Below are 25,768 nucleotides of genomic sequence, written 5' to 3'. Positions count from 1 at the left end.
AAGGTCTGGAGACGCTAGCTTTGCCTGATCATGAAGGTCAAATCATTGTTCAGCTGTGGAAACAAGGTTGTAGGCAGGTCGGCATTGCCATGGTTGCGGGTGTTCTGGGTGGGGGCAGCGCATTTTCATACGCCGGTGCTGCTGAATCGGAAAGCTGTGAATCTTCCATAGATGCTTTACGCCAATGCTATCAGCAGCCTGTTGCGAACTGGCCTGCTCCAACCCTGGATGTAGAAGAGCACATTCAACTGGGGCTTGTGCCCAAAGCGCCACCTGCCGAGGGGATTGAAAAACAGCGCCAGGCACTCGGGAAACGTCTTTTCTTCGAACCTCTTCTGTCTGGCTCGGGTCAGATCTCCTGTTCCTCCTGCCACAGGCGTGAGCAAAAATACAGCGATGGCCTGCGTGTCGCTATTGGTCATAACCATCAGAGGGGGACGCGCAATACTCCCGGTTTGCTGAACGTTGGCTTGAAGCAAGATTTTTTTTGGGATGGGCGAGCTGCAACCTTGGCGGAGCAGGCTGCGATCTCGATGACCAGCCCAATTGAAATGGCTGCTGATCCGGAACAAGTCGTAGCCCGGTTAGCTGCGCATCCTGAATATCCGGCGCTGTTCGCTGAAATTTATGGTGATCAATCACTTAATTTTGACCAGGTTACTGAGTCAATCTCTGACTGGGTTGGCACGCTGCGGTCACGCCAAAGCCCATTTGACCGGTTTTTAGCGGGTAAGCCCACTGCGCTGAGCGACAGCGCTGTCCATGGATTACACCTGTTCCGAACCAAAGCTCGCTGTATGAACTGTCATCAAGGTCCGCTTCTCAGTGATGGTAAATATCACAATGTAGGATTAACCGGATATGGCGGTAAACGCGAGGACCTGGGGCGTTACGAGGTAACCGGTAATCCGGAAGACGTGGGGCGCTTTAAAACGCCATCGTTACGGGATGTCAGTAGCACCGGACCTTATTTTCATTGGGGTACTTTTTCTGCGTTGCATAATGTTTTATCAACCTATAACGCAGGCGGTTACCACTTCAAGCGCGGTGAAAAATATCGCGATGACCCGCTATTTCCATCCACCTCGGAGCTGCTTAAGCCTCTAAATTTGACAGACGAAGAGCTGAATCAGCTTGAGAGCTTCTTGCACAGCCTGTCATCTGACACCCGGAATGGGTTCAGTCTTAGCTATAAGAGATAAATTAAATACAAATAATAATGATTTGCATTATTAATTTTGTGTAGGGATAATTACCGCCTTAAAAATCATATCGGCCTTACTCTCGGAGTTCCTATGTCTCGTTTAAACCTACGCAAACCCTTTGTTCCGGGGCTAGGGCGGTTAATGGTTGTTATTCTTGCTGCCCTGACTGTGAGTGCCTGCGGTGGAGGGTCCTCCGGTGGCGATAGCTCCTCAGCCCAGGAGTCATCGTCAGTCGTGTCAGGGGTTGTAACAGATCCGGCCATCGAACAATCTGCAGTGCGCCTGGTCGATGCCGACGGCAATGCATTAACCAGCATTGTACGTACCGACAGTGGTGGCAGCTTCCGTTTCGAATTGAGTGAGCAGCAACTCAGTCAGCTTGCCGCTGTGGTTGCGATTGGTGGACGGGATGTGGAAACCGGTGCCGATTTGCAGGGTGTTACCCTGCGTGCGGATGTCAGCGCCAGCGGTGAATTTGTGGTTTCCCCTTTAACCACATTGGCTGCGAACGCCAGTGACAATTTATCCGCACAACAACTTGCCGATTTGCTGAACCTCAGCGCCGCCGAAGAATTGGATGACAACCCCGCCGATAATCCGGAGGTTCAGGTTCTGAGCCTGAAACTGACTGAAATCGCGAAAGCATTGCGCGACACCGGGCTTGAGTGGGCCGACTTTATCGAAGAATTACAGGTGGCTGACGGTGACTTGACCGGCGCAATCAATGGTCTGGCAGCGGTTAACACCGAACGTCCGCTGCTGGCGGTTGTTGCCGGGCGCCTTGGAGCACTTGATGCAGCGCTGGTGAACCCTGAGCCGGGTGTTGGAACCGTGCAGCTCTGGAACCGCCTTCAGTTTGAAAGTGGTCTGGCGCGCTTTTATCGTGAATCTTTGAGTCTTATCGAATCCCCGGAAACAACCGAGGCTATCGCCCGCATCGCGCAGGCGGTATGGGAAGCGAATGGGCGTAAAGGTGTCGACCCAGATAGCCCGGGAATCGATAACCTGGCGCGCTATCTGATCAGCATTTATGGGCTTGATAGTGATAGCTTGACGCAAGATCTGGTGGTGCCTGGCGAAGTGGCAACGGATGACCTTGTCGCTTTCGTGGCGCGCATCGATTTTATTGATCATGAGTTGCCCCTGGCACAGGAAGAACTACTGAACGACGACAATGAAGCCAAAGCTCAGTACTTTCTGAGTTCTGATCTGTCGCCTTTCTACAAAGCGGAAACCCTGTTCACCGGGTTATACGACGACGCTATTACAGATCCTGTCTACGCCCAGATTGCTGTCGGTCTTGCCGCCGCCGGTCTGGACGAACGCGCCGAGTTGATTGCCCTCAGTAAAATCTTCCAGCCCAGTGAGCGGGCCGATGCCTTCCGGAAAATAGGAAAGGCATTCTTTGATAGCGGTAACGCAGAAAAAGGCTCTCATTACTTGGACCTGGCTGCTGATATCTACCTTTCCGGGAACGGAGTCCTTGCGCAAAAAGGCGTTGAAAACCTGAGTTTTGACGATACCCGGTTTCTGCAGAACCTGAGTACTAACTACGGTCAGGTAGGGCTGAATCAGAAAGCTACAGAGGTTTTAGAGCCAGTGGAGTCGTTCAGAGATCGGTTCGGAGGCCCTGGTGCTGCCTGGTCCGGTAACTACTCTAATCTGACTTATGCATTGCTTGAGCAGGCAATTAATCTCGTGGAACAGGCGGAGGCTGAAGGTCTTGTTGGTTCGTCGGTTCAGCAGGCCCGCGACTACACAGATCTGGCTGCATCCTGGATTGACAACATGCCTGTTCAGCCGGGCCCGATTACTTGTGCCGCCCTTCAGACCCAGTACACAAGCCGTTATGTTGATTTGTACAGTCGCCTTGGAGAAACCACCAAGGCATTGGCTGGAATTGAAAAATTCGAACCACTGCTCAGTGTCGCATGTAATGGGTTTGCACGATTCTACGTGGGTACAGCAGCAGCTCCCTATGTGCGCCTGGGTCTGATTGACCGATACGAGACTCTGCTCACCGAAAAAGTTGAAGGTCAGCCATTTGGCGCGGACGCAGTGACTGCTGCACGGCTGGAACTTGCTGTATTCAAAGCGGTCGATGCGGCCAGGACCGGTGACGCGAATAGTGCTATTGAGGTGATGACAGCGCAGGTTCCAGACGTTCTGGATCGCGTGTATCACATGGTCTATCAGATTCGGGGCCTTTCTTTCCAGGGGACAACACTTGTGGCCCAGTTGCTGGAGGCAGATTTGCCCGCAGCTGCAGAAGCCGTGGTCGAAAACGCTTGGTCCCTTGCGGTAACCGATGATTTTATTGCCAGCACATCCACTCCAAAGCAACTGGTTACTGAAAGCTGCGCTGCTGCTGCGAGAGCGACAGCGACAACCGGTAGAGAGGCACTGGCGCTTGAGCGCATGAACGTCTGCGCCAACACAGCAGTCACACGCTATGGCGACGGTGCGGCTACTCAAGACCGGATTGACGCTGATATTGCCGTAGCCAATGGGTATGTTGCGCTGGGTGAATACCCTGAAACACAGATTAATCGTGCCAAGGGTCTGGTGGCTTCGATTACTGAACCCGACGACCAGCTTGAACTCTATCGCGAACTGGCGGTTTTGCAGAGTAACGCAGGACGTCCCGGTGATGCGATTGAGACTCTGGATACCCTTTCTTTGCCAGTCCTGAATACGATGATGACAGCGGCAGATAGCATTGATTCCGCAAACACTTTGGCCAAAGAGTTGGAAGATGTGGCTGATGACTATGCCGATATTGCGACTGCCACACGCAAGTTGCTGGCGACAGAGGGTACCTGGAATTCGGAAAACGCGGCCTATATACAGCAGGCAAGAGCCCGTGTAGCCGATATGGCAAAAGGAAACGCCGGTTCGCCTCTGGTATTTGGTGGTGCGCTGGAGGTTTTCGAGCTATTGGATGATAACAATCGCGTTCTGCGCAGTAAGGAGCTGGTTGTTACCTTGGCTGAGGGTCGTCATTACGAACTGGCTGAAAGTATCTCACGTACGTCGACTTATACGACGGCTGATCGCAATGCGATGCTGTCGAGCATTGCTGAAAAACTGTCGGCACAGGACGACTACCCTGGAGCAGGTATAGCCCGCTTTGATTTCGACGGCGATAGCAAAGCCGACTTTTTTGACCCGCAAAGTTCTACCGAAGAGCAGGCCGCCGCCCCGTTTGGAATTGATGATGATATTGATGGTGACGGAACTAATAACAGGCTGGACGAAACCCCGTACTGTGCCACCTGTGTAGATGCGGCCTAGCAGATTTGCGCTGTACCTGCTGCTTGCAGCAGGTACAGCGCTGGTTTCACCGGCTCAGGCTACGGACTTGCGGGCGCTGTACTCTGTGCCTCAGGAACAGTGGCCGGCCCCTATTGTGGCGCCGGGCAACCAGGTAACACCATTAGCCGCCTTGCCAGAAAATGCTACTCATACTGAATCCGCTGATCCTGGGACGAGTTCGTTGCTAAAGGCCCGGCGAGAGCTTGGGAAGTCGTTGTTTTTTGACCCTGTTTTGTCTGGCTCCGGTCAACATGCGTGCGCGTCCTGCCATGACCCGGATCTTGGTTGGGCAGATGGACGTCGCTTTTCATTTGGTCATAATCGCCAGCAGGGTCAGCTGAATTCACCAACGATTCTGAATGCTGGTTATCTGAAGGAACTGTTCTGGGACGGCCGCGCTATTTCTTTGGAAGAGCAGGCGGCAGCGAGTATTACCAATCCGATTGAAATGGCAGGCAATCCGCCAGAGATTATCGAGAGGCTTCAGGCTATTGAGGCTTATCGTCAGCTCTTTGAGAAGGCTTTTGGAGACCCGGAGGTGGACTTTGACCGGATAACTGCCGCCATTGCGGGTTTTGTGCGCCAGCGTACCACCACTGCCACACGTTTTGATCGGTTCATGCGCGGTGACCAAAGTGCACTGAATGATCAGGAACTGCAAGGTTTACACCTCTTTCGTACCAAAGGCCGCTGTATGAACTGCCACAATGGCGCGTTACTTACTGATGGCAAATACCATCATCTGGGGACGGCCTTTTATGAAGTTGGCAATTATACCGGCCGTTATTCAGTGACGAAAAAAAATGAAGATTTCAGTGCTTTTCGTACCGCGCCACTGCGCAACGTAGCAGTTACTGCGCCATATATGCACAACGGCCTACTGGCTGATCTTGATCACGTACTGGCTGCTTACAATATGGGCTGGTGGCAAAACCAGCCCACCGAGCTGGGCCGCCAGGATCCCAGGTTTGCTCAACTGTCGCCGCTGATTCAGCCTTTAAATCTGGACCAGCAGGAGCTTCAGGCGCTGAAGGCTTTTTTGCTTACTTTGGGTAGGGGGGCGCCTTATACGACGCCCACAGAATTGCCCCGCTGACATTTTTCAGTTCAATGGTTTTTGACTTTCCTTTCAGGTTTAACTCATGACAAACAGGCGTTGTTTTACCAATGGCCCTTCGCGAAAGCATTATGTGCCGGGTCGACATTGGGTTGTAGCTTCGGTTCTGTCCCTTACTGGTTTTGAGGTGTTGGCCGAAGAGCCGGAGGCAGTATCTGTCTCCAGACCGACTCAGTTACCGGAATTGCTGATTACCGCACCAGTGCAGAACCCGGGTGGTACAAGTGAATCTGGTGCTGGTGAATATATTTTTGATCAAAGCTATATAGAGCGTTTTGGCAGCGCTGATGGCGGTCTTGAGAACATTCTAAAGCTGGTTCCAGGCATTCAGTTTGGCGAAAGCAGTCAGAGTGTGGAGGGGTTGACCGACCTGAAGCCTGAATCGATATCTATATCTGGCGGGCGATTCTATGAAAATAACTTTGTTCTGGACGGTCTGAGCAACAGTAACCGCCTTGATCCGGCTTCAGACAGCAGCTCTTCTATCAGCGATATTGGTGGTCATGAGCAGTCGCTTTTCATCGATGCAGATCTTATTGGCGAGTTGAAGGTATACGACAGCAATGTGCCAGCGGCATACGGTGGTTTTACCGGCGGCGTGGTGGATGCGACAACCAGGCGTGCTGGTCGCGAATCGGTAGGCAAGTTGACGGTTAGCGGTACTCGTAGCCAGTGGACGCGCTTTCGCACGTTTACAAGGGAGTGGGACCCTGAGATTGAAACATTGCCTCCAACTCCTCCCGAAGAGCCGGACTTCGAGCGATACCGGGCAGCCTTTACTTATTCGGCACCGCTTAACGATGAGATCGGGCTGATAACCAGTGTTAGTCAGGCCTATTCTGAAACGCCAGATGTCAGTTTGGGTAATACCCGAAACCGGACGCAAAGCAACCAGAATGTGTTGCTGAAGTTGTCCTCCCAACTCGGAGACGCCGCAATTCTGGACCTTTCGGCGACCTGGTCTCCTTATTCCAGCGACACCTTTATTACCGACACCAAGGCCAGTGATTATACGGTCAACGGTGGAGGCTATAACCTTAAAGCCGGTTTCGAATACCTTGGCGAGCAGTTAGAACATAATCTGGATCTGGGTTGGACAAGCAGTGTTAACGAGCGGGAGGCACCAAACGGATACTTCAGTTGGGAAAACACCAGTAGCCGCCAGTGGGGCCGTGAAGCCGATGTTGGCCTGAGCCGTGAAGGTGGTTATGGCGACCTGGATAAAATTCAGAATTCGACCGATCTGGCGTATTCCGTGGCAACCTTGCCGGTTCGTATAGGTGCTGTGGAATTTACCAACGAAGCCGGAATTCAGGCCAGCCACAGTACTTATCGCTTTCGGCGTGATGAGGACCTTGCGATATACAGCAATGCAGTGATCAACACCGATGTACAGTGTCGGGGAATTACGACGGATTGCGTGCAGAATGAACAGTATTTTTCCAGTCGCAATATTTATCAGGCCGACGATGTTGAAGTAGCGCTGAATGAGGCTGGGTTCTATGGCGAAACGACACTGGCTTGGCAACGCCTGACAGGAACCCTTGGGCTGCGATACGACTACAATGATTTTCTTGAGAACCATGATGTTGCATTCCGTACGCGCGCGACATTTGATGTGTTTGATAACGCAAGTACCGTTCTAATCGCAGGGTTTAACCGGTACTACGGCGCAGCGTTGCTTACCTACAAGTTGCGGGAGGCAAGGGCCCCGTTTTATACGGAATACCGTTCTACCGAACAGAACATCGTGACGGATTGGGAGCGAGAAGTAGGCCAGGGCGACTACCGCTATGTGTTTGATGATGTAGACACCCCCTTTAGCGATGAGCAGACTTTGGGCCTGGATCAGGCCCTGTTGGGTGGACGCATGGTGTTGAAAGTGGTGAAGCGTGACAACAAGGACGAGTTTGCCAGAACCACCACCGATACTCAGGCAGACGGCTATCGTTATTACATCATGAATAATGAGGGCAGCAGCGAGTACCTCGGGGTTTCCCTGGGCTGGAACGGAGTTTATGGTGACACCATGGTCAGCGTTAGTGGTACCTGGTCTGAAACCAAAACTAACAATGCCGATTATGATGACCCCATAGATAACACCTCGCCATCGGAATTTGTCTGGTATCAGGGGCAGCGTGTAGCGTACGGGGAACTGGATGTTCTGCGCAGCGATTTTAACCGGCCGATTGTAATTAACATCGGTGTGTCACACCGATTCAATAATCAGCTTAGTGGAACGATCAACGGCAGGTTTCGTGGCGATTATGCCCAGATTATCGATACCGGCCGGGAAGTGGAGGGCGAATTGATCACGTCAGCGGGTGGCGAAGTCATTCGTGAAAGTCTGACTGAGTATGCCGATGAGGATCGTCCTCATACATTCCTGTTTGATCTTTCCATGCGCTATACCCATCCCGCGATATACGGTACCTCACTGATTGCCGGAGCTGAACTGCGCAACCTGTTTAATGATCGCGTGTACACTGTTCTTGATGGTGACTCAGGGGTTGAGCCTGGTCGTCAGCTTTGGCTGACTCTCGGGTTGGAATTCTAGATCTATAGAGATAAGTGCACGGACAACCCCATTCCCTGCTCCTTGCCACAGGGAATGGGGTTGTCCATCAGCCCACAAACATCTTTTTCGCAAGCGGGAGCCCCTTGAAGCCGCTCACGGCGATCGTTGTCAGCAGGCCGCCGAGCATGGCGCCGACGACACCACAGGTCATGATGTCCTGACCTGTGAGGTACAGGCCGGGAATGCGGGTTTTGGGTTTCAGCCAGTCCAACTCGAAGCGGTCAGGGGTGTGGTCCAGGCCGTAGATTTCACCTTTGCTGTACCGGCAGAAATAGTCGGTGGACAGGGGAGTGGACAGCTCGTAGTAATCCACTTTACCTTCCAGGTGAGGGAACTTCTCGTACAGTTTTGCCAGCAGTCGCTGGGCGTATTCTTCTTTTTTGGCTTCGTAGTCTTCGCCGCGTTTGCCCCAGGTTTTGTCGGACCATTCTTCGTACCATTCAAACGGGCCAGGCGCTACGATCTCAATGGTGGCACGGCCAGGGTAGCGCTCGGCAAAGCTGGGGTCTTTGGCCGAGGGGAAGGAAATATAGGTCAGCGGTATGTCGTTGTTCTCCGGGTCGTCCATGAAATTCTGTATCTGTTTTTCGTAATTAGGGCCAGGGTAGATCCAGTAATTGGTTTTCGGCAAACCCAGGTTTTCGGCCGTATCCTGCAGACCGATATACAGGCAGTTGCTGGCCATGGAGCGCTTAACGGTTTTCAGCTTGTCTTGATAGTAGCCCCATTCAGGCGCGTCTTCGGGCAGTAGCTTGTTGAATGTGTTGAACACGCCGGCATTGCTGATAACCAGCGGTGAGCGTATTTCTTCGCCATCTGCCATGCGAACACCAATGGCTTTGCCTTTTTCGACCAAAATGCCGGTTACATCGGCGTAGGTGAAGACTTCGCCACCGCTTTGCTGAACCACCGGGATGATGGTTTTCGCCATTTCAGAGGCACCGCCGACAGGGTAGTACCCACCGTGCAGATAATGGCGTGCAATCAGCGAGTGGATGATGAAGCTGGATTCCGCCGGTGGCAGGCCGTTGTCGCCCCATTGGCCGGTGAGTACAGCAATCAGCTCCTGATTACTGGTAATGCGCTCCAGCACTTCACGGGTCGGCTTGTTCAGGAAATCCGGGGCGCGGCGTTTGGTAAGCATGCTCAGTGGGCCTGCGGCCAGGTCTGGCAAAACTTTGCCCAGAACGACGCCGGGCATGGCCTTGGATACCTTGCGTAGGTAATCAAGGTAGGTGTCGATGGCTTTTTCTTCTTCCGGGAAGGTTTTGACCAGTTCAGCACGGAAGGCGTGAGGGCCGGCAACCAGGTCCACATGCTTCTCGCCTAAAAAAATGCGGTCGTAATGGGCGTCCATTGGTGCCCACTTCAGTTGTCCGTCTGTAATGTGGTCGAACAAGCGCTTTCCCATGGTGTGGTCTGCACCCATGTCGCCGATATAGTGCACACCTACATCCCATTCATAGCCGTTACGGTCGTAACTATGAGTGAAGCCGCCGGCGGTATAGTGCTGCTCAAGCACCAGAACCTTTTTACCCATTTTGCTCATGCAGGCAGCAGCAGTCAGTCCGCCAATGCCGGAACCGATGATAATGGCATCGTAGGGGCCGTCCAGGCGGTTGGCACGGTAGCGGCGGCCAACGCGGAGGGTGCTGGGTTTGGGGCTGCTCATAGGTTTGAGTCCTGTTGTGATTGTTGTCGGGTGTCGCTCCGGGCGCCGTCCAGCAGCAAGCTGAGTACGCCTTCGGTCAACGTGGGTTCAGCCTTTGCGCTCGGCAAATGTCCATCGATTGTGAGTTGAGACAGTCCGTGCACCAGGGACCAGGCTGCAGCGGTTGTCATCGAAACAGGTGAGGGTTTCAGATAACCAAGCTGGCGGGCATTGGACACGGTGTTTTCCAGTACCTTGAACGCACGCTTGCCGGCTGCATCCAGTCGCGGATGAGCTCCCAAGGGCAGAACGCGGCCTCCGAACATCAGGCGGTAAAGATTGGGTTCTTCCTGTGCAAATTTTACGTACACCAGGCCGATCTCGATCAGCGCTGTGCGCGGCGTCGTTTGGTCTACGGCGCCCAGCCGGTCAGTCAAAGCCTCAAACCCACCGATGGCCAGCTCAGCCAGCAAAGTGTCGCGGTCTGAAAAATGCCGGTACAAAGCTGGAGCACTGACGCCAAGCTGTTTTGCAAGGGCGCGCAGGCTAATGGCAGCATCCCCGAGTTCACGCAACGTTTTCAGAGCCAGATCAAGGGTTTGTTTTGGCAGGTCACCGTGGTGGTACGCGAATTTTAACGAGGGGGTATTGTTCGGCATAAGTTAACATCGATAACATTGTTATTCATCATAGAATCACGACACAGAGCAGCTTGTCAAATGGATTAGATAGGCTGGCTCCAAACCAACACAAACAGCATCGATTCAGTATCGCTCTCGAGAGGGGATCTTGGTGGGGTTGCTGGGCAATCGCGGTGCCGCCGGCTCGGGCAATCTGATCTAAAGGGACGTGACAACCGGGCCTGCGACGGCAATCCGAAGGATTGTTTTGCCGCCGCAGGTAGGATCGCCTTTATTTATGGCAGGCGGGATAGATTGGTATAGTCATCGCTGTAGCACGGCGCAAGCCCGCACACATCAGTGACTGCACCGTCGCTTCGCATGAAGTCAGATTTTTGTTCCCTGGCTGCCAGAGTGTTGCGTGGTGACTCGTGCGGGTCGTTGCCGTAGTCGCCGTCCGGGCCGGTGTTGTTAGTCGGCGGCAACGGGTTGCCCTTGAAAGTTCCCGGGCTGGTTTCCACCACGTCACCCGAATCCCATATCATCAGTGCATGGTCCTCGTGTGGATATTGCTCGATCCGCTGGATACCGAAGAGTGGATTGCTGTCCGGGCTCTCTCCCAGGCGGGCGGTTGGTTCGTGTACCGCCGCGCCAATGGTGCGCGCCATGATTTCGGCACTCCACTGAGTTACCTGATAGTCGCCCAGTGCTACGTGCAGCAACACCTGTTTGTCAGTAGGGGTGTTGGGTAGGTGATTTCCCGCCAGATGGCTGAGGTAACCGTTATTTTCGGCTCTGTCCCATAGCATTTGCATGAGCGCGAAGTTCAGGGATTGGTCCAGGCCGTCCTGGTAGGCTTCATAAAGCACCGAGCCAAAACGCTGGTTAAATGGGCCATAACGCCTCAGCAACAGGCTGTAGTTACTCCCCGGCACACCAAGCACTCCGCGGTGGATATTCGGTGCAGTAGCAATCAGCGCGCCACCAAGAATCCCGCCTTGGCTGTTTCCGTCATAGAATACCTCTGTCGGATCATAGACCAGAGTATCGCCTGGCCCATGGCGGAAGTTCGGATTGCTGGCGAAGCCGTCAGGGTGGCGCATCAGTTCGGCCAGGTACATGAAGTTCAATAAACCTTGCTGACTGCGATCGAGTTGTTTGGGCAGGTCACTCAGGTCGGCCAAAATACGATGAATGTTCCCGGCGACTATGTCCTCCTGAGCCATGCCGATCCAGTCTGTGGCACAGAAGGCAATATTGTGCTCGCTTTGAAGGGCACGAACGTGCCCGCTGCCAAATTCGCCACCTTTGGGCTCATAGGCACTTTGCCCGAACAGTCCATGCCCATAGAGTGCCGCCCGCGCTGGCTCAACCGCGCTGTTCGGATCTGAAAAGTCAGCCACCGCCATAGAAGGTATTTGGCAACGGAACCTGGCCTGCATTACGTCGTTGCCATTGAGTACTTCGGGTAAGGCGTCGGGGCCATCGTTGGAATAATTGAAGGTCGCACCCACCCCGCCATCTGGCTGGTTAAGGTAATTGGGCACTTCGAAGGTGCCGACAATGTTCCGGCTCAGACCATTGGCAGGATCTTCCAGCACCTCGGTAACGGTGAACACTGGAGCTTGACCACCCAACCGACTGAATGCATCATCACGAATGCTCAACAACCGCTCGGTAAGCGACCGTTGGCTGGCTATGGTGAAGTCCCAGGCCAGAGTCACCTCCTCACGGGAGATTCCGGCATCCTCAATGGTCTCGAATAGGTCGTCCATGGCATCACGACGAGCCTCAAACGCTTCCTCACCAGTAGCAATGCCATCGCGATAGGCTCGGAACAGTTCGTTAGGTTTCAGCAATTCGCCATCGGCGTTCCTGGCGTTGCGAATGACTGCAATATAGCGCTCACCTTCGATAAAATTCTTCGCGGGCCGGATAATCAGGGCTTGTTGTGCCGGGTCCGTATTGTTCGCGTCCAGTTCCGCCCATAATAAATGACGTTCGAGGGTCTGCGCATTGAACACCAGTATGGGGGCATCCGCTTCCAAGGATTGTTCAATATCAGTCAGCGGAGCCGCTCCGGTCGTCGTCAGATCAATACCGGGCAAGTGCGCGAGCAACATGGAACCGGGTGAAAATCCATCATTGCGATTCCATTGTTCAGGGTTGATCGGTGCAGATTCTGTGGTTTTTACTGGAACGTAGCGATTATCCGCTGGCGCTGCGGGGAGGTCTATTGGCGCAGCAACGGGCATCCCTGCCTCCATGAAATTGACTCTCAACCCGGTCGGCGTCAAGTTGTCATTTTCCGTGAAGAAGTTGTTGGGAAAGGGGTACATGCAGTGGCCTTGCACAGTATGGTCACAATAACTGGCGGTGACTAAATCAAAGCTGCTTAAATCCGGGGCTGGGTCTTGCTGGCTCTGGTTGCTGGAATCAGAATCGGAGTCTGAGTTCAGGCAACCCTGCAAAATAAAGACGCTGCAGGCGAGCGCTAGAAAACTGCGTTGATAGTGCATGACAACTACCTCTTGTTTTTGTTGATAGTTTTTGGAATCCTCCAAAGCCTAGTCAACGCCGACCCTGAAAAACAGGTACAGTTTCGGCTAATCGCAGTCAAACAGTCTCGCTGATGGGGGGGACGGCCTGGCTCAGCCCGACACATAAGGTTTCGGGCTGAGCTACATTTTTCTGTTACCTGGTGCCTATCTTGTTTTCAGCCCCATTTCCTCGATAGAAATTTCTCGCATCTTGAACTTCTGGATCTTGCCGGTAACCGTCATCGGGAATTCATCCACGAACTTGTAGTTACGGGGGATCTTGAAGTGGGCAATTTTGCCCTTGCAGAAGGCCATCAGGCCATCGGCATCCACCGGGTCTGCGTCGGGCCGCAGTTTGACCCAGGCAACCAGTTCTTCGCCATACTTGTCGTCGGGAACGCCGGTAACCTGAACTTCCTCAATGGATGGGTGGGTGTAGAGAAATTCCTCAACCTCTTTCGGGTAGATGTTTTCACCACCACGTATCACCATATCCTTGATGCGACCGACAATCTGCACATAGCCTTCTTCGTCCATCGTCGCCAGATCTTCGGTGTGCATCCAGCCAGCAGCGTCGATGGCTTCGCGGGTTTTTTCTTCGTTGTTCCAGTACTTCAGCATTACGCTGTAACCGCGAGTACACAACTCACCGATCTCGCCGCGGGGCAGCACGTTACCTGTTGCCGGGTCGACGATTTTCGTTTCCAGGTGCGGTTGGGTGCGGCCTACAGTAGTGACCTGCTTCTCGAACGGGTCAAGGGAGCTGGTCTGGGTGGAAACCGGGCTGGTTTCGGTCATACCGTAGGCAATCTGAACTTCCTTCATATTCATCTTGCCGTTGACCTTTTTCATCACCTCCGCGGGGCATATTGAGCCTGCCATGATGCCCGTGCGCAGGGTTGAGAGGTCGTAGGATTCAAACTCCGGATCGGCCAGTTCTGCGATAAACATGGTGGGCACGCCGTAGAGCGCCGTAGCTTTTTCCTGGTGCACTGCCTGCAGCACTGCTTTGGGTTCAAAGCCTTCGCCCGGATAGATCATGGTAGACCCGTGGGTGATGCAGCCAAGGTTGCCCATTACCATGCCGAAGCAATGGTAAAGAGGTACCGGAATAACCAGGCGGTCTTTTTCGGTAAGAATCTGACTTTCACCCACAAAGAAGCCGTTGTTCAGAATATTGTGGTGGGTGAGGGTAGCGCCCTTCGGGTTACCGGTGGTGCCAGAGGTAAATTGAATGTTGATAGGGTCGTCAAACTGCAGCTGACTCTGGGCCTTGTCCACTTCGTCCTGGCTGACATTGCCCCCAAACCCCGTGAACTCGTCCCAGCTCCACATGCCGGCGTGCTTTTCCGTATCCAGGTTTATCACTGCGTGCAGATCTGAAAGCCGCTGGGCCTTGATTTTTCCGGGTGTGCCCGCCTTCAGTTCTGGCGCCAACTCGTAAAGTGTTTTGCGGTAGTCAGAGGCCTTGAAACTGTCAGCGGTAACCAGCACGCTGATGCCCGCCAGGTTCATGGCATATTCCAGTTCGTGCATGCCGTAGGCCGGGTTGATGTTGACCAGAATAGCGCCCACTTTGGCGGTAGCAAATTGGGTGACCGTCCACTCATACCGGTTCGGAGCCCAGATGCCCACGCGATCGCCGCGCTTCACACCAATCGCCAAAAAGGCTCTTGCCGCCTCATTGACCTTGGCCAGGAACTCTTTATAGGTCCATCGGATGTCCTGGTGCAGGCACACCAGAGCTTCGGTGTCGGGATACTTGTTGGCGGTGCGGTCAAGCATCTCACCAATGGTCATGCCCAGCAGCGGTGTTTTGGAGGTGCCGCTGGTGTAGCTTGGAAGAGTCTGGTTCATTGTCTGCCTCCGGTTGTTTTTGTCTTCGAGGTCAAAATTTTAGTGAGCCTGTTAGCGGCTCTGACTGTGATATTCAGTATTCGGGCGCATGTCGCTGGCAATCGCCACGCGGTTCGACATGTTGTAAAAGCCGACTATGTTGCTCAGGTCCCAGATCGCACCGTCGCTGAATCCTGCATCACGTAGAGCCTGCACCTCGTCTTCCGCGACCGTTGCCGGCGAGCGGGTGAGGTGGGATGCGAAATCCAGCATGGCGCGGTGGCGCTTATCCAGTTTGGCCGACCGGTAATTCATCACCAGATGCTCGCCCAAGGTGGGATCGCCACTCAAGACACGTACCGCTGCGCCATGGGCCACCAGGCAGTAGAAGCATTTGTTTTCTGAGGAGACCACTACTGCAATCATTTCCCGTTCCAGCTTGCTAAGCTCGCTTTCACCCATCATCAGCTCATTATAGAAGCGGGTGAAGCCGTCCAGCTGCTTGAGATTCTGGCTGAATGCGGTTAGCACGTTGGGAACCATTCCCAACTTTTCCAGACAAATTTCAAAATACTTCCGGACATCGTCCGGAAGGTCATTCATGTCGGGAATCGGAAGATCCAGAGCAACAACATTCTTGTTTTTGGTCATGTCAGATCCTTACGATTTGAGCGCCTGGCCCACTTTCGAGCCGTTGTGTCGGTTGAGCTGGCTGCTGATCCACTCGCCGGTCGACACCAGTTTGTCCAGATCCACGCCGGTTCTGATGCCCAGGCCGTTGAGCAGATAAAGCACATCTTCGGTGGCGACGTTACCGGAAGCCCCTTTGGCGTATGGGCAGCCACCCAGGCCTGCGACAGAGGCATCGATAACGGATACGCCCTCTTCCAGTACCGCGTATAGATTGGCCAGGGCCTGGCCATAGGTATCGTGGAAGTGAGCAGCCAGGCGCTCAACGGGCACGTGTTTAGCTACGGCTTCCAGCATACGTTTGGCTTTCAGTGGTGTACCTACGCCAATAGTATCGCCCAGAGAGATTTCATAGCAGCCCATGTCAGCCAGCGCTTTGGCAACTTTTGCCACCTGTTCCGGTGCGATATCGCCTTCATAGGGGCACCCCAGTACGGTGGAAACATAGCCTCGCACTGGAATCTTGTGCTTGTTCGCTGCCTCCATCACGGGCAGGAAACGCTCCAGGCTTTCTGCGATGGAACAGTTGATGTTTTTCTGGCTGAACGATTCTGAAGCTGCACCAAATACGGCCACTTCATCCGCACCCGCCGCCAGAGCGTTCTCGAAGCCTCTGAGGTTAGGAGTCAGCACCGAATAGCGTACGCCCGCTTTACGCTGGATACCGGCCATCACGTCAGCGGCATCGCCCATTTGCGGAACCCATTTGGGTGATACAAAGCTGGCGGACTCGATATGCGTCAGGCCGCAATCGGCGAGCCGGTCAATCAGCCCGGTTTTAATGCCTGTGGCAATCACCGGGCCGGCCTCATTTTGCAGGCCGTCCCTCGGGCTCATTTCTACCAGCCGAACCTGTTCGGGAAAGGCCATTAGACTGCCTCCTCAGTGCCTTCTTTCGCGACTTCGATCGCAATCAGTTCTGCACCTTCCGAAACCTGTTCACCTTCGGTGAAGAAGATTTCGGTGACGACGCCGTCTGCCGGGGCCTTGATAGCGTGTTCCATCTTCATGGCTTCCATAATGACCAGTGTTTGGCCACCGGTCACCGTATCGCCCACATTAGTCTGTACGGCCACAATTGCACCGTTCATGGGGGCTGTCAGGCCGCCTTCAGGCGCCAGGTCGTCGGAAATGTAATTTTCCCGGTACACAGTGCACTGGAAAGTGTCGCCTTCGTAGAAAAGCACCAATTGGTCATTGTGCAGGTTGCCATGGATGCTGATCCGGTGGCCGTTGATAACGGCTTGCATGTAGTCGTCATCAAGTTTTGCCGTGAGGCTGTATACACTGCCGTCTACGAATACCTGGTAATTGTCGTCCCGCTCGAGAATTTTCAGTTCGTGAATCTCGTCACCCGCCTGCAACTGCAGGGGCTGAGCGTATTCCGAATTCAGGCGCCAGCTGTTGCGGCGACCAAAAGGCGACCAGGGATCTGTGCTTACGGACTCAGCAGATTTGCGCTCTTCCAGCACGAAGCCAGCGGCCAGTACCAGCGCTTTGTGGGTGTCCAGCTTCGATTTCGGAAACAGTAATTCACGATGGCTGTCGATAAAGCCGGTGGTAAGGTCGGCTTCCCGGAATGGCTGCGAATCGGCCAGTGCGTGCAGGAACCGAATGTTGGTTTTAACACCAGCGATCCGGTAGTGCTCCAGCGCCTGAACCATGCGGTTTATGGCCTGATCACGGGTTTCGTCCCATACGATCAGTTTGGCAATCATCGGGTCGTAATGAATACTGATTTCGTCGCCTTCGATGACGCCGGTATCGACACGTACATGGGCGCTCTCATCGGGCGTGCTCAGGTAACGCAGGTTGCCGGTGGCCGGCAAGAAATCCTGGTCAGGATCTTCAGCGTAGATACGAGCTTCCAGAGCATGGCCGCGTGTCCTCACCTGAGATTGCTCAAGGGGCAAGGGCTCACCCCAGGCCACTTTAAGCTGCCACTCCACCAAATCCTGGCCAGTAACCATCTCGGTAACCGGGTGCTCTACCTGCAATCGGGTATTCATCTCCATGAAGAAGAAGGAGCCGTCGACATCGTAGAGAAACTCCACGGTGCCAGCGCCCACATAGTTGATCGCCTGGGCGGCTTTCACCGCAGCTTCACCCATGGCTTTGCGGGTTTCCTCGCTCAGGCCTGGCGCCGGGGCTTCTTCCAGAACTTTCTGATGGCGGCGCTGCACCGAGCAATCACGTTCGGCCAAGTAAACACCGTTGCCGCTCTGATCACAGAAGACCTGGATTTCAACGTGACGCGGCTGAGTCAGGTAACGTTCTATCAACATGTCGGGGTTGCCGAAGGCGTTCTTTGCTTCACGCTTGGCAGCCGCGAGGGCATCATCGAATTCACCAATGTTCTCGACCACACGCATACCTTTCCCGCCCCCCCCGGCTACCGCTTTTAGCAGCAGTGGAAAGCCACATTTTTCAGCTTCAGCGCGCAGGGTTTCCGGGGTTTGGTCGTCGCCATGGTAACCGGGCACCAGTGGCACACCCGCTTTCTCCATTATGGCTTTGGCGGCCGATTTGGATCCCATAGCTGCAATGGCAGAAGAGGGCGGCCCGATAAATACCAGGTTGTTGGCTTCGCAGGCTTCTGCAAACCCGGTGTTCTCAGATAGAAAACCGTAGCCGGGGTGGATGGCCTGGGCACCGCTTTGCTTGGCGATTTCAATGATCTTCTCGCCACGCAGGTAGCTTTCCGAGCTGGGAGCCGGGCCAATGTGAAAGGCTTCGTCTGCCATGGAGACGTGATGGGCGTTGGCGTCTGCATCGGAATAAACGGCGACACAACGGATACCCATGCGGTGTGCTGTCTGGATAATCCGGCAGGCGATTTCGCCCCGGTTGGCAATGAGTATTTTGCTGAACATGTTAGTTGCTCTCCGGAATCCAGTTGGCGCGACGTTTGTTCAGGAAGGCGTTGAGTCCTTCCTGACCTTCTTTGCCTACGCGGATATCAGCGATGCGATGCGCGGTATCGTCAATCACATGGCTGTCGATGGGCTTGTGGCTGACGGCAAACACCAGGCTCTTGGCCGCTTTCATGGCTTCCGGGCCATTCTGGGCCAACTGCTGCAGCATTTCGTTGCAACGAGAGTTCATGGCGTCGATATCGTCGCAGACGATATGCACAAGGCCGAAGTGTTCGGCGTCCCGGGCATTGAATACTTCCGCTGATATAAAGAAGCGGCGTGCCTGGCGCTCGCCAATGGCGCGCACAACGTAAGGACTTATCACTGCAGGAATCAGCCCCAGCTTTACCTCACTCAGGCAGAAGCTGGATGTTTCCGTCGCAATCACAATGTCACAGCAGGCTGCCAGGCCAACCGCGCCGCCGTAGGCCGCGCCCTGGACAAGGCCGATAACCGGCTTGCTGAGATGGTTAAGACAAGCCATCAGACGCGCCAGTTGGCGGGAATCTTCCAGGTTTTCCTGTTGGCTGTTGTCCGCCATGCGGCGCATCCAGCCAAGATCCGCGCCGGCGGAGAAATGTTTGCCTTCGGAGCGGAGGATAACCACTCTGGTTTCACTGTCGGCATCGACTTCGGTGATTGCGCTGATCAGTTGCTGGATGATCACGTCATCAAAGGCGTTACGTTTGTCGGGCCGGTTCAACACGATTTCGGTCACGCCCTGAGCGCGGCGCTTCAGTAGAACGGCCGATTCCTTTTCCGCCTGAGCGGATTGGGTGTTGGTGTCTGTCATGGTCGTTCTCCCCGGTTACATCCGGAACACGCCGAAGCGCGTGGGCTTCGCCGGCCGGTTGAAGGTGGCAGAGAGGCTGAGGGCAACGACTTCCCGGGTCTGTGCCGGGTCGATGACTCCGTCATCCCACAGGCGGGCGCTGGCGTAGTAAGGATGGCCCTGGTGTTCGTAGGTGTCGGTAATCGGCTTTTTGAACGCAGCTTCTTCCTCTGCGCTCCATTCCTGACCTTTGCGCTCCAGGCCTTCACGACGAACCTGAGCCAATACCCCGGCAGCCTGTTCGCCGCCCATGACGGAAATACGGGCATTCGGCCACATCCACAGGAAGTCGGGGCTGTAGGCGCGGCCGCACATGCCATAGTTGCCGGCGCCGTAGCTGCCACCAATCAGGACGGTAATTTTGGGTACGTTGGCGCACGCCACTGCCATCACCATTTTGGCTCCGTGCTTGGCAATGCCTTCGGCCTCGTACTTCTGGCCAACCATAAACCCGGTGATGTTCTGCAGGAATAGCAGCGGGATATTGCGCTGGCAGCAGAGTTCAATGAAGTGCGCGCCTTTCTGGGCGGATTCGCTGAACAGGATGCCGTTGTTGGCGATGATGCCCACGGGGTAGCCGTGTATGTGGGCAAAGCCGGTAACAAGGGTTTGACCATAGTAACGTTTGAACTCGTCAAACTCGGAACCGTCTACTGTGCGGGCGATGACGTCGCGCACGTCGAACTGTTTGCGCAGGTCGGTGCCGACAATGCCATAGACTTCGCTTGGATCGTACAGTGGTGGTTTGGGTTTGCGAATCTCTGCGTCAACCGGTTTGCGGCGGTTGAGGTTGGAAACACAACGCCGGGCAATTTCAAGGGCATGGGCGTCGTTTTCGGCGTAATGATCGGCAACACCGGAGACTTTGCAGTGTACGTCGGCACCGCCCAGGTCTTCGGCGGTAACGACTTCACCGGTGGCGGCTTTTACCAGTGGCGGGCCGGCCAGGAAGATGGTGCCCTGGTTGCGTACGATGATGGATTCATCGGCCATAGCAGGTACGTACGCACCGCCGGCGGTGCACAGGCCCATTACGACGGCAATCTGTGGGATGGCGTCGGCTGACATTCGGGCCTGGTTGTAGAAAATGCGGCCGAAGTGGTCTCGGTCAGGGAACACTTCGTCCTGCAGGGGCAGGTTGGCGCCGCCTGAATCCACGAGGTAGATGCAGGGCAGGCGGTTTTCCAGGGCTATTTCCTGGGCACGCAGGTGTTTTTTGACGGTCAACGGGTAGTAACTGCCGCCTTTTACGGTGGCGTCGTTCGCGATGATCATGCATTCGGTGCCGCTGACGCGACCTACGCCGGTGATAACTCCAGCCGCAGGTACAGCTTCATCGTAGACGTTGTAGGCAGCAAACTGGCCGGTTTCGAGGAACGGTGAGCCGTCATCCAGAAGGCGGTTGATGCGCTCTCTGGGCAGGAGTTTGCCACGGGCGATGTGACGCTCCTGGTATGAAGGGCCGCCACCCTGCTGGATGGTGGAGACTTTTTCCCGCAGGTCTGCGACGGCTTCTGCCATGGCGGTGTGTTTTGCCTGAAACTCTTCAGACCTGGGGTTTATTTTGCTTTGCAGTATCGTCATGGGTTTGACTTCCTGACCTCGGGGGATTCGGGGCCGGTAACAGAAGGGTCCGGGAACCGCTACAAGCACATCCATGTGCGCTTGTTTCCGGCCATCCTTGGCCTCCAACATTCCCGGACCCTTCTGTCACCGCCCCCTCCGTCATACTTTGGGTGCTGGCCTCCCCTGTCCGTGAAGGTCGAGGAAGCCTGTGACTTGAAGCTGCCGCTTAGTTGTTCAGGAACAATTCCCGACCGATCAGCATGCGTCGAATTTCAGATGTACCTGCACCGATTTCGTACAGCTTGGCATCGCGCAACAAGCGGCCAGTGGGATACTCGTTGATGTAACCGTTGCCACCGAGAAGCTGGATGGCGTCCAGTGCTAGCTTTGTAGCCATTTCGGCGGAGTAGAGGATGGCGCCGGCGGAGTCTTTGCGGGTGGTTTCGCCGCGATCCGCGGACATGGCCACCATGTAAACATAGGACTTGGCGGTGTTCATCCAGGTGTACATATCGGCCACTTTGCCCTGAACCAGTTGGAACTCGCCGATAGCTTGTTCGAATTGCTTGCGCTCGCGAATGTAGGGAACCACATTGTCCATGGCAGCCTGCATGATGCCTAGCGGGCCTCCGGAGAGAACCAGGCGCTCGTAGTCGAGGCCGCTCATGAGTACTCTTGCGCCTTTGCCCACCTCACCCAGCACGTTCTCTTTGGGCACTTTGCAGTCCTGGAATACGAGTTCGCAGGTGTTGGAGCCGCGCATGCCGAGCTTGTCGAGTTTCTGGTGTCGGCTGAAGCCTTCGTAATCGCGTTCTACGATGAAGGCGGTGATGCCTTTTGAGCCAGCTTTTACGTCGGTTTTAGCGTAGATAACGTAGACGTTGGCGTCGGGGCCGTTGGTGATCCACATTTTGTTGCCGTTCAGCACGTAGTGGTCACCGGCGTCTTTTGCGCTCAGTTTCATGGAAATAACATCGGAGCCGGCGTTGGGCTCAGACATAGCGAGAGCGCCGATGTGTTCGCCGCTGACGAGTTTGGGCAGGTACTTCTGCTTTTGCTCTTCTGTACCGTTCCGGTGAATCTGGTTTACGCAAAGGTTGGAATGAGCGCCATAGGAAAGTCCGACAGAGGCGGAGGCCCGGCTGATTTCTTCCACCGCAATCACGTGTGCGAGGTAACCCATGCCTGAACCGCCATAGGCTTCATCAACGGTAATACCCAGCAGACCCATATCGCCGAACTTTTTCCAAAGATCCATGGGGAATTCGTTGCTGCGGTCGATTTCTTCCGCGCGTGGGGCGATTTCGGTCGCGGCGAAGCTGTTGACTTGCTCACGAAGCATGTCGAGGGTTTCGCCAAGGCCGAAGTTGAGCTCTGAGTATTGTGATTTCATGTTTGGTTGCCTTTTGTTCTGCCAGATATGTGTTTAAAAATGGCTTGCCGGGCCGGGCGCCAGTTGCTGTCAGTTCTTTTTAGCAACACTTCCGGGTTCGTCGTTGGCCGGTGCCTGTTGTTTTTTCTTTTTCTGCAATTCAGATAGAGCTTCCCGACACCGCGACTCCGCTGTATCGATTTCCATTTCCGCCATCGCTATATCGCTTTTCTGCTGCTCCATGTGAGCGCGCTTTTTGCCCAGTATGGTCAACATCTTGAGCAGCTGTTTTTCGTTACCGGTCGGTGTTTCATCCCACAAATCGAAAAGTTCTTTTGTTTCAGCGAGAGAGAAGCCCATGCGCTTGCCTCGAAGTATGAGCTTCAGGCGCACTTTATCTTTGGTGCTGAAGATTCGCGTTTGCCCTCGACGTGTTGGCCTTAGCAAGCCCTGATCTTCGTAGAAGCGGATGCTACGGGTCGTCACGTCAAACTCGGTAGAGAGCTCACTGATGCTGAACGTTTTCTTTACGATCATGGCGATATCCTTTTTTAACCAAGGTTAGATGAAGCTTACGTAAACGTAAAGCAATTTCAGAGGTAAAATTTCCGGCTTCTGATTCAGGAAATGAAATCAGTCCGTTGGTCTGTTAGGTTGCGATGGAGTGTATCAGAGACAGTTACGGGGTTGTGTGAAGCGGTGCGGAGGTATGGTAAAGGTTTTAGACGCTTGTTCAGCCCCCGCAACGGGCGTGCGGGGGCTGAGGCTGGCGGTTACAGATGTCAGGAGAGGTTTTCCCGGAGTTTCCGTTTTAACAGCTTGCCTGCGGTATTTTTGGGTAGCTGTTCTGCAAAGTGAATGTGTTTGGGTACCTTGAAGCTGGCCAGTTTGGAGCGGGCGTGTTGCATAAGCGCCTCTGGATCGTCCGGGTAGCCCTCTTTGACAACCACAACAGCGCAAATGGCCTCAATCCACTTTTCATCCGGTACGCCGATAACCGCAACTTCTGCAACAGATTCATGCTGGTAAAGAGCTTCTTCCACGTCGCGGCTGGCAACGAGAACGCCGCCGGTATTAACGACATCTTTTATGCGATCAACAATGTAGATGTAGCCCTCATCATCACGGTAGCCCAGGTCGCCGGAATGGAACCAGCCGTCTTTAAAGGCCTCTTCCGTCGCTTCCGGTTTGGCCCAGTAACCCACCATCAATTGTGGTGAACGATGAACCAGCTCACCCTGTTCGCCGGGTTTGCAGTCGTGACCGGTAACCGGGTCCACAATGCGGGTCATAACGGTTTGCAGGGGGCGGCCGGCAGAAGAGGGTCTTTCAGCGTGTTCATCGGGTAGTAGTACGGTTGCCAGCGGGGCGATTTCGCTTTGGCCATAACAGTTGTAAAGGCCTGCGCCGGGCAATTTCTCGCCAAGTTCTTTTACAACCTGGACGGGCATGATGGAGGCGCCGTAGTAGAGTTTGTCCATGTGCTGCAGTTTGTCCGGATTGAATTGCGGATTTTGCAGCAGTGCAATCCACACGGTAGGTGGTGCGAAGAAGGCATTGAGCTGTTCGCCGGCAAGCAGGCCGAGAATCGCTTCGGGGGTTGGCGTGTTGATCATCCGGCTGTAGCCGCCGCTCAGCAACATCGGCATGGTGAACACATGCATCTGAGCCGAGTGGTAGAGTGGTAGAGCGGCCAGTGAACGATCGCCCGCACGAATGCCCAAATGATATTGGCAGGCGCTGTAGTGCGTCATCAGTGAGCGATGCGTATGCATGGCACCTTTAGGGTCGGACGTAGTGCCTGAGGTATAGAGAATCTGTACTACGTCGGTTTCGGAGAGGTCCAGTTCCGGTGCGGTATCCTCGCCATCTGCCAGCGCGAACTTCAGTGCATCCGGGTTGTTGCCCGAGGCATCTCCGCCATGAATGCTGCCATGAATTGCCACATCCGTTTCAGCCTGCACTTCGTCAACCTGGGGTAGAAGTTCCAGATCGGAAAACAGGGCCTTGCAGCCAGATTGATTGAGCGCGTAAGTGAGCTCATGCCCTATCAAGGCGTAATTGAGTGGCACATGAATCAGCCCCGCCTTTGTGCAAGCCAGCCAAAGCAGAACGTAAGCGTCCGAGTTTTTGCCGTAAGCGCAGACGCGATCGCCTTTCTCCAGCCCCAGTCCTATCAGACGGTGCGCCAGCCGGTTCGAGGCTGTGTGGATCTCCGAAAAGGTCCAGGTACGATCGCCAAAAGCCAGAGCGGTGCGGCTACCGTGAGTGCTCGCCGAACGGGCAATGGCGTCACCGATGGTATTGCGCAGAGCCCGCTGTATACCCGCTGATACGGAGGTAGAAGCGGATGTACGGGTGTTGTTCATGCAGGTGCCCCTTGTGCTGTTGTTATTTCGTGCGTGCCGGCATTAACTCAGAGGAACGGATGCTACGGGAATGATCGATCAGGTCGAAAAAATTGACCTAATTGGCCAGTTCGCTGTTCCGGCCGGCTGATTACCCGGTCCATTGGGAGGGCGGTTTACCGGTCCAGCGCTTGAAGGCCCGGCAAAACGAGGCTGTTTCTGAAAAGCCGACGCGCTCGCTGATGTCGGCAACGGTGAGGTTTTCCGTGCTCATCAGTTTTACAGCGTATTCCCGCCTCAGGGATGACTTGATTATGCGCAGGGAAGTGCCTTCTTCCTGAAGCTTTCGACCGATACTCCGTGGTGTCATGTGGAGCATCTTTGCGAGCTCATCCAGACTCGGCATGTCTTTCAGGCTTTGGTTCGCCAAAAGGGTTCGAACCCTGTTGCGCAGGCTATCATCGATGTCCGGGCGGTGCAGAATGTAGGCGGGCGCCTCTTTCAAAAACACGGCCAGCTCAGCCTCGCTGCGCGTTACGGGGAGTTGCAGATATTTTTCATGCAAAGCAAAGCCGCAGACCTCTGCATTAAATTGCAGTTCGGTCGGATACATGGCGCGGTATTCATTTACGTGAGGTGGGGGCGGATAGTTAAATCGGGTCGTGGCGAATGGAATTTGCTGGTCCACCAGCCAGCACGCGAATCGTTGCCACATGAGTAGCAGGAATTCCTGAAGCATGTGGTCGGTATCCAGACTGCTGTCTTCGAGGCTCAGGCGGAAAAATACCAATCTGTTATCGTCACTTTCATTCAGGCCTGTATCGACGTTGTCGCAGGCGATGCTGTAGACCCGTGCGCTTTTTCGCAACACCGCGCCCAGAGATGCGGAATCGAGGCAGTAATCGGCCATCAGAGCGAAGGTGCCGTTTTTGCATCGACTGGTGGACAGTCCCATGAACTCGTCGCGCGTCGCGCGCCAGACGGTTTTTATCAGCCGGGTTAGCTGGTCTTCGGTAATCAGCTGCTCCGGTTTGTCCAGCCAGGCTGCTGGTACGCCAGCATCTGCCAGTAGAGCTTCGCGCTGGGCGCCCAGTCGTTCGGCGCCACACAAGGATGCCCGAAGGTAGTGGTTCGCTATATGAGGTCTGGGTGGCAAGTTGGACATGTCTGCGGCGGTTCAGGT

General features: G+C 54.6%; 17 protein-coding genes. 4 read left to right on the top strand and 13 right to left on the bottom strand.

Features of this window, described 5'->3' with window-relative positions:
* Nucleotides 1–20: 20 nt before the first annotated feature.
* The 4 genes from Q4606_RS08635 to Q4606_RS08620 all read left to right on the top strand — a co-directional run bounded on the left by Q4606_RS08635 (nucleotide 21) and on the right by Q4606_RS08620 (nucleotide 8,194).
* Nucleotides 21–1,202: a cytochrome-c peroxidase gene (locus Q4606_RS08635; RefSeq protein WP_303607272.1), complete on the top strand. Its 1,182-nt coding sequence runs from the start codon at nucleotides 21–23 to the stop codon at nucleotides 1,200–1,202.
* A 93-nt stretch (nucleotides 1,203–1,295) separates the two neighbouring features.
* Nucleotides 1,296–4,499 (top strand): hypothetical protein, encoded by a 3,204-nt coding sequence (locus Q4606_RS08630; RefSeq protein ID WP_303607271.1) that lies wholly within the window; start codon nucleotides 1,296–1,298, stop codon nucleotides 4,497–4,499.
* On the top strand, nucleotides 4,489–5,616 hold the full coding sequence (locus Q4606_RS08625; RefSeq protein WP_303607270.1) for a cytochrome-c peroxidase: 1,128 nt from the start codon (nucleotides 4,489–4,491) through the stop codon (nucleotides 5,614–5,616). The genes Q4606_RS08630 and Q4606_RS08625 overlap by 11 nt, the downstream gene beginning before the upstream one ends.
* A 46-nt stretch (nucleotides 5,617–5,662) precedes the next feature.
* The gene (locus Q4606_RS08620) at nucleotides 5,663–8,194 is read left to right on the top strand and encodes a hypothetical protein (protein WP_303607269.1); all 2,532 of its coding nucleotides are present in this window, start codon (nucleotides 5,663–5,665) and stop codon (nucleotides 8,192–8,194) included.
* 67 nt (nucleotides 8,195–8,261) lie between these two features.
* Here the strand turns inward: Q4606_RS08620 and Q4606_RS08615 are convergent, their stop codons facing one another.
* The 13 genes from Q4606_RS08615 to Q4606_RS08555 all read right to left on the bottom strand — a co-directional run bounded on the left by Q4606_RS08615 (nucleotide 8,262) and on the right by Q4606_RS08555 (nucleotide 25,750).
* Nucleotides 8,262–9,887 (bottom strand): NAD(P)/FAD-dependent oxidoreductase, encoded by a 1,626-nt coding sequence (locus tag Q4606_RS08615; RefSeq protein ID WP_303607268.1) that lies wholly within the window; start codon nucleotides 9,885–9,887, stop codon nucleotides 8,262–8,264.
* Nucleotides 9,884–10,525 (bottom strand): TetR/AcrR family transcriptional regulator, encoded by a 642-nt coding sequence (locus Q4606_RS08610; protein WP_303607267.1) that lies wholly within the window; start codon nucleotides 10,523–10,525, stop codon nucleotides 9,884–9,886. Before Q4606_RS08610 ends, Q4606_RS08615 begins: the two co-directional genes overlap by 4 nt.
* Before the next feature lie 257 nt (nucleotides 10,526–10,782).
* A complete protein-coding gene (locus Q4606_RS08605) occupies nucleotides 10,783–12,741 on the bottom strand; it encodes a hypothetical protein (protein WP_303593846.1) in 1,959 nt (652 codons plus the stop codon).
* 450 nt (nucleotides 12,742–13,191) lie between these two features.
* Entirely contained in the window at nucleotides 13,192–14,883 is a 1,692-nt protein-coding gene (locus tag Q4606_RS08600) for an AMP-binding protein (protein WP_303607266.1), read from the bottom strand.
* 51 nt (nucleotides 14,884–14,934) lie between these two features.
* Nucleotides 14,935–15,513: a peroxidase-related enzyme gene (locus Q4606_RS08595; protein WP_303607265.1), complete on the bottom strand. Its 579-nt coding sequence runs from the start codon at nucleotides 15,511–15,513 to the stop codon at nucleotides 14,935–14,937.
* Between the two features lie 9 nt (nucleotides 15,514–15,522).
* Entirely contained in the window at nucleotides 15,523–16,422 is a 900-nt protein-coding gene (locus Q4606_RS08590) for a hydroxymethylglutaryl-CoA lyase (protein WP_303607264.1), read from the bottom strand.
* Nucleotides 16,422–18,425, bottom strand: coding sequence for an acetyl/propionyl/methylcrotonyl-CoA carboxylase subunit alpha (locus Q4606_RS08585; protein WP_303593840.1), 2,004 nt, complete (start codon nucleotides 18,423–18,425; stop codon nucleotides 16,422–16,424). Before Q4606_RS08585 ends, Q4606_RS08590 begins: the two co-directional genes overlap by 1 nt.
* 1 nt (nucleotide 18,426) lies before the next feature.
* Nucleotides 18,427–19,260 (bottom strand): enoyl-CoA hydratase-related protein, encoded by an 834-nt coding sequence (locus tag Q4606_RS08580; RefSeq protein WP_303607263.1) that lies wholly within the window; start codon nucleotides 19,258–19,260, stop codon nucleotides 18,427–18,429.
* Nucleotides 19,261–19,275: 15 nt separating this feature from the next.
* A complete protein-coding gene (locus tag Q4606_RS08575; protein ID WP_303594348.1) occupies nucleotides 19,276–20,883 on the bottom strand; it encodes a carboxyl transferase domain-containing protein in 1,608 nt (535 codons plus the stop codon).
* A 208-nt stretch (nucleotides 20,884–21,091) separates the two neighbouring features.
* A complete protein-coding gene (locus Q4606_RS08570; RefSeq protein ID WP_303593838.1) occupies nucleotides 21,092–22,258 on the bottom strand; it encodes an isovaleryl-CoA dehydrogenase in 1,167 nt (388 codons plus the stop codon).
* Nucleotides 22,259–22,327: 69 nt separating this feature from the next.
* Nucleotides 22,328–22,774 (bottom strand): MerR family DNA-binding transcriptional regulator, encoded by a 447-nt coding sequence (locus Q4606_RS08565; protein ID WP_303593836.1) that lies wholly within the window; start codon nucleotides 22,772–22,774, stop codon nucleotides 22,328–22,330.
* A gap of 245 nt (nucleotides 22,775–23,019) precedes the next feature.
* The gene (locus Q4606_RS08560; RefSeq protein WP_303607262.1) at nucleotides 23,020–24,606 is read right to left on the bottom strand and encodes a fatty acyl-CoA synthetase; all 1,587 of its coding nucleotides are present in this window, start codon (nucleotides 24,604–24,606) and stop codon (nucleotides 23,020–23,022) included.
* Between the two features lie 130 nt (nucleotides 24,607–24,736).
* Nucleotides 24,737–25,750, bottom strand: coding sequence for an AraC family transcriptional regulator (locus tag Q4606_RS08555; protein WP_303593832.1), 1,014 nt, complete (start codon nucleotides 25,748–25,750; stop codon nucleotides 24,737–24,739).
* Nucleotides 25,751–25,768 lie beyond the last annotated feature (18 nt).

The organism is Marinobacter sp. 1_MG-2023 (assembly GCF_030549045.1).
Lineage (GTDB): Bacteria > Pseudomonadota > Gammaproteobacteria > Pseudomonadales > Oleiphilaceae > Marinobacter.
Note: the sequence above shows the minus strand (reverse complement) of the source record. Positions and strands in the feature narration are given on the sequence as shown.

Coding starts and splice junctions, on each gene's coding strand:
- Q4606_RS08630 (WP_303607271.1), top strand. CDS start 1,296: ATGTCTCGTTTAAACCTACGCAAACCCTTTGTTCCGGGGCTAGGGCGG.
- Q4606_RS08625 (WP_303607270.1), top strand. CDS start 4,489: ATGCGGCCTAGCAGATTTGCGCTGTACCTGCTGCTTGCAGCAGGTACA.
- Q4606_RS08620 (WP_303607269.1), top strand. CDS start 5,663: ATGACAAACAGGCGTTGTTTTACCAATGGCCCTTCGCGAAAGCATTAT.
- Q4606_RS08615 (WP_303607268.1), bottom strand. CDS start 9,887: ATGAGCAGCCCCAAACCCAGCACCCTCCGCGTTGGCCGCCGCTACCGT.
- Q4606_RS08610 (WP_303607267.1), bottom strand. CDS start 10,525: ATGCCGAACAATACCCCCTCGTTAAAATTCGCGTACCACCACGGTGAC.
- Q4606_RS08605 (WP_303593846.1), bottom strand. CDS start 12,741: ATGCCCGTTGCTGCGCCAATAGACCTCCCCGCAGCGCCAGCGGATAAT.
- Q4606_RS08600 (WP_303607266.1), bottom strand. CDS start 14,883: ATGAACCAGACTCTTCCAAGCTACACCAGCGGCACCTCCAAAACACCG.
- Q4606_RS08595 (WP_303607265.1), bottom strand. CDS start 15,513: ATGACCAAAAACAAGAATGTTGTTGCTCTGGATCTTCCGATTCCCGAC.
- Q4606_RS08590 (WP_303607264.1), bottom strand. CDS start 16,422: ATGGCCTTTCCCGAACAGGTTCGGCTGGTAGAAATGAGCCCGAGGGAC.
- Q4606_RS08585 (WP_303593840.1), bottom strand. CDS start 18,425: ATGTTCAGCAAAATACTCATTGCCAACCGGGGCGAAATCGCCTGCCGG.
- Q4606_RS08580 (WP_303607263.1), bottom strand. CDS start 19,260: ATGACAGACACCAACACCCAATCCGCTCAGGCGGAAAAGGAATCGGCC.
- Q4606_RS08575 (WP_303594348.1), bottom strand. CDS start 20,883: ATGACGATACTGCAAAGCAAAATAAACCCCAGGTCTGAAGAGTTTCAG.
- Q4606_RS08570 (WP_303593838.1), bottom strand. CDS start 22,258: ATGAAATCACAATACTCAGAGCTCAACTTCGGCCTTGGCGAAACCCTC.
- Q4606_RS08565 (WP_303593836.1), bottom strand. CDS start 22,774: ATGATCGTAAAGAAAACGTTCAGCATCAGTGAGCTCTCTACCGAGTTT.
- Q4606_RS08560 (WP_303607262.1), bottom strand. CDS start 24,606: ATGAACAACACCCGTACATCCGCTTCTACCTCCGTATCAGCGGGTATA.
- Q4606_RS08555 (WP_303593832.1), bottom strand. CDS start 25,750: ATGTCCAACTTGCCACCCAGACCTCATATAGCGAACCACTACCTTCGG.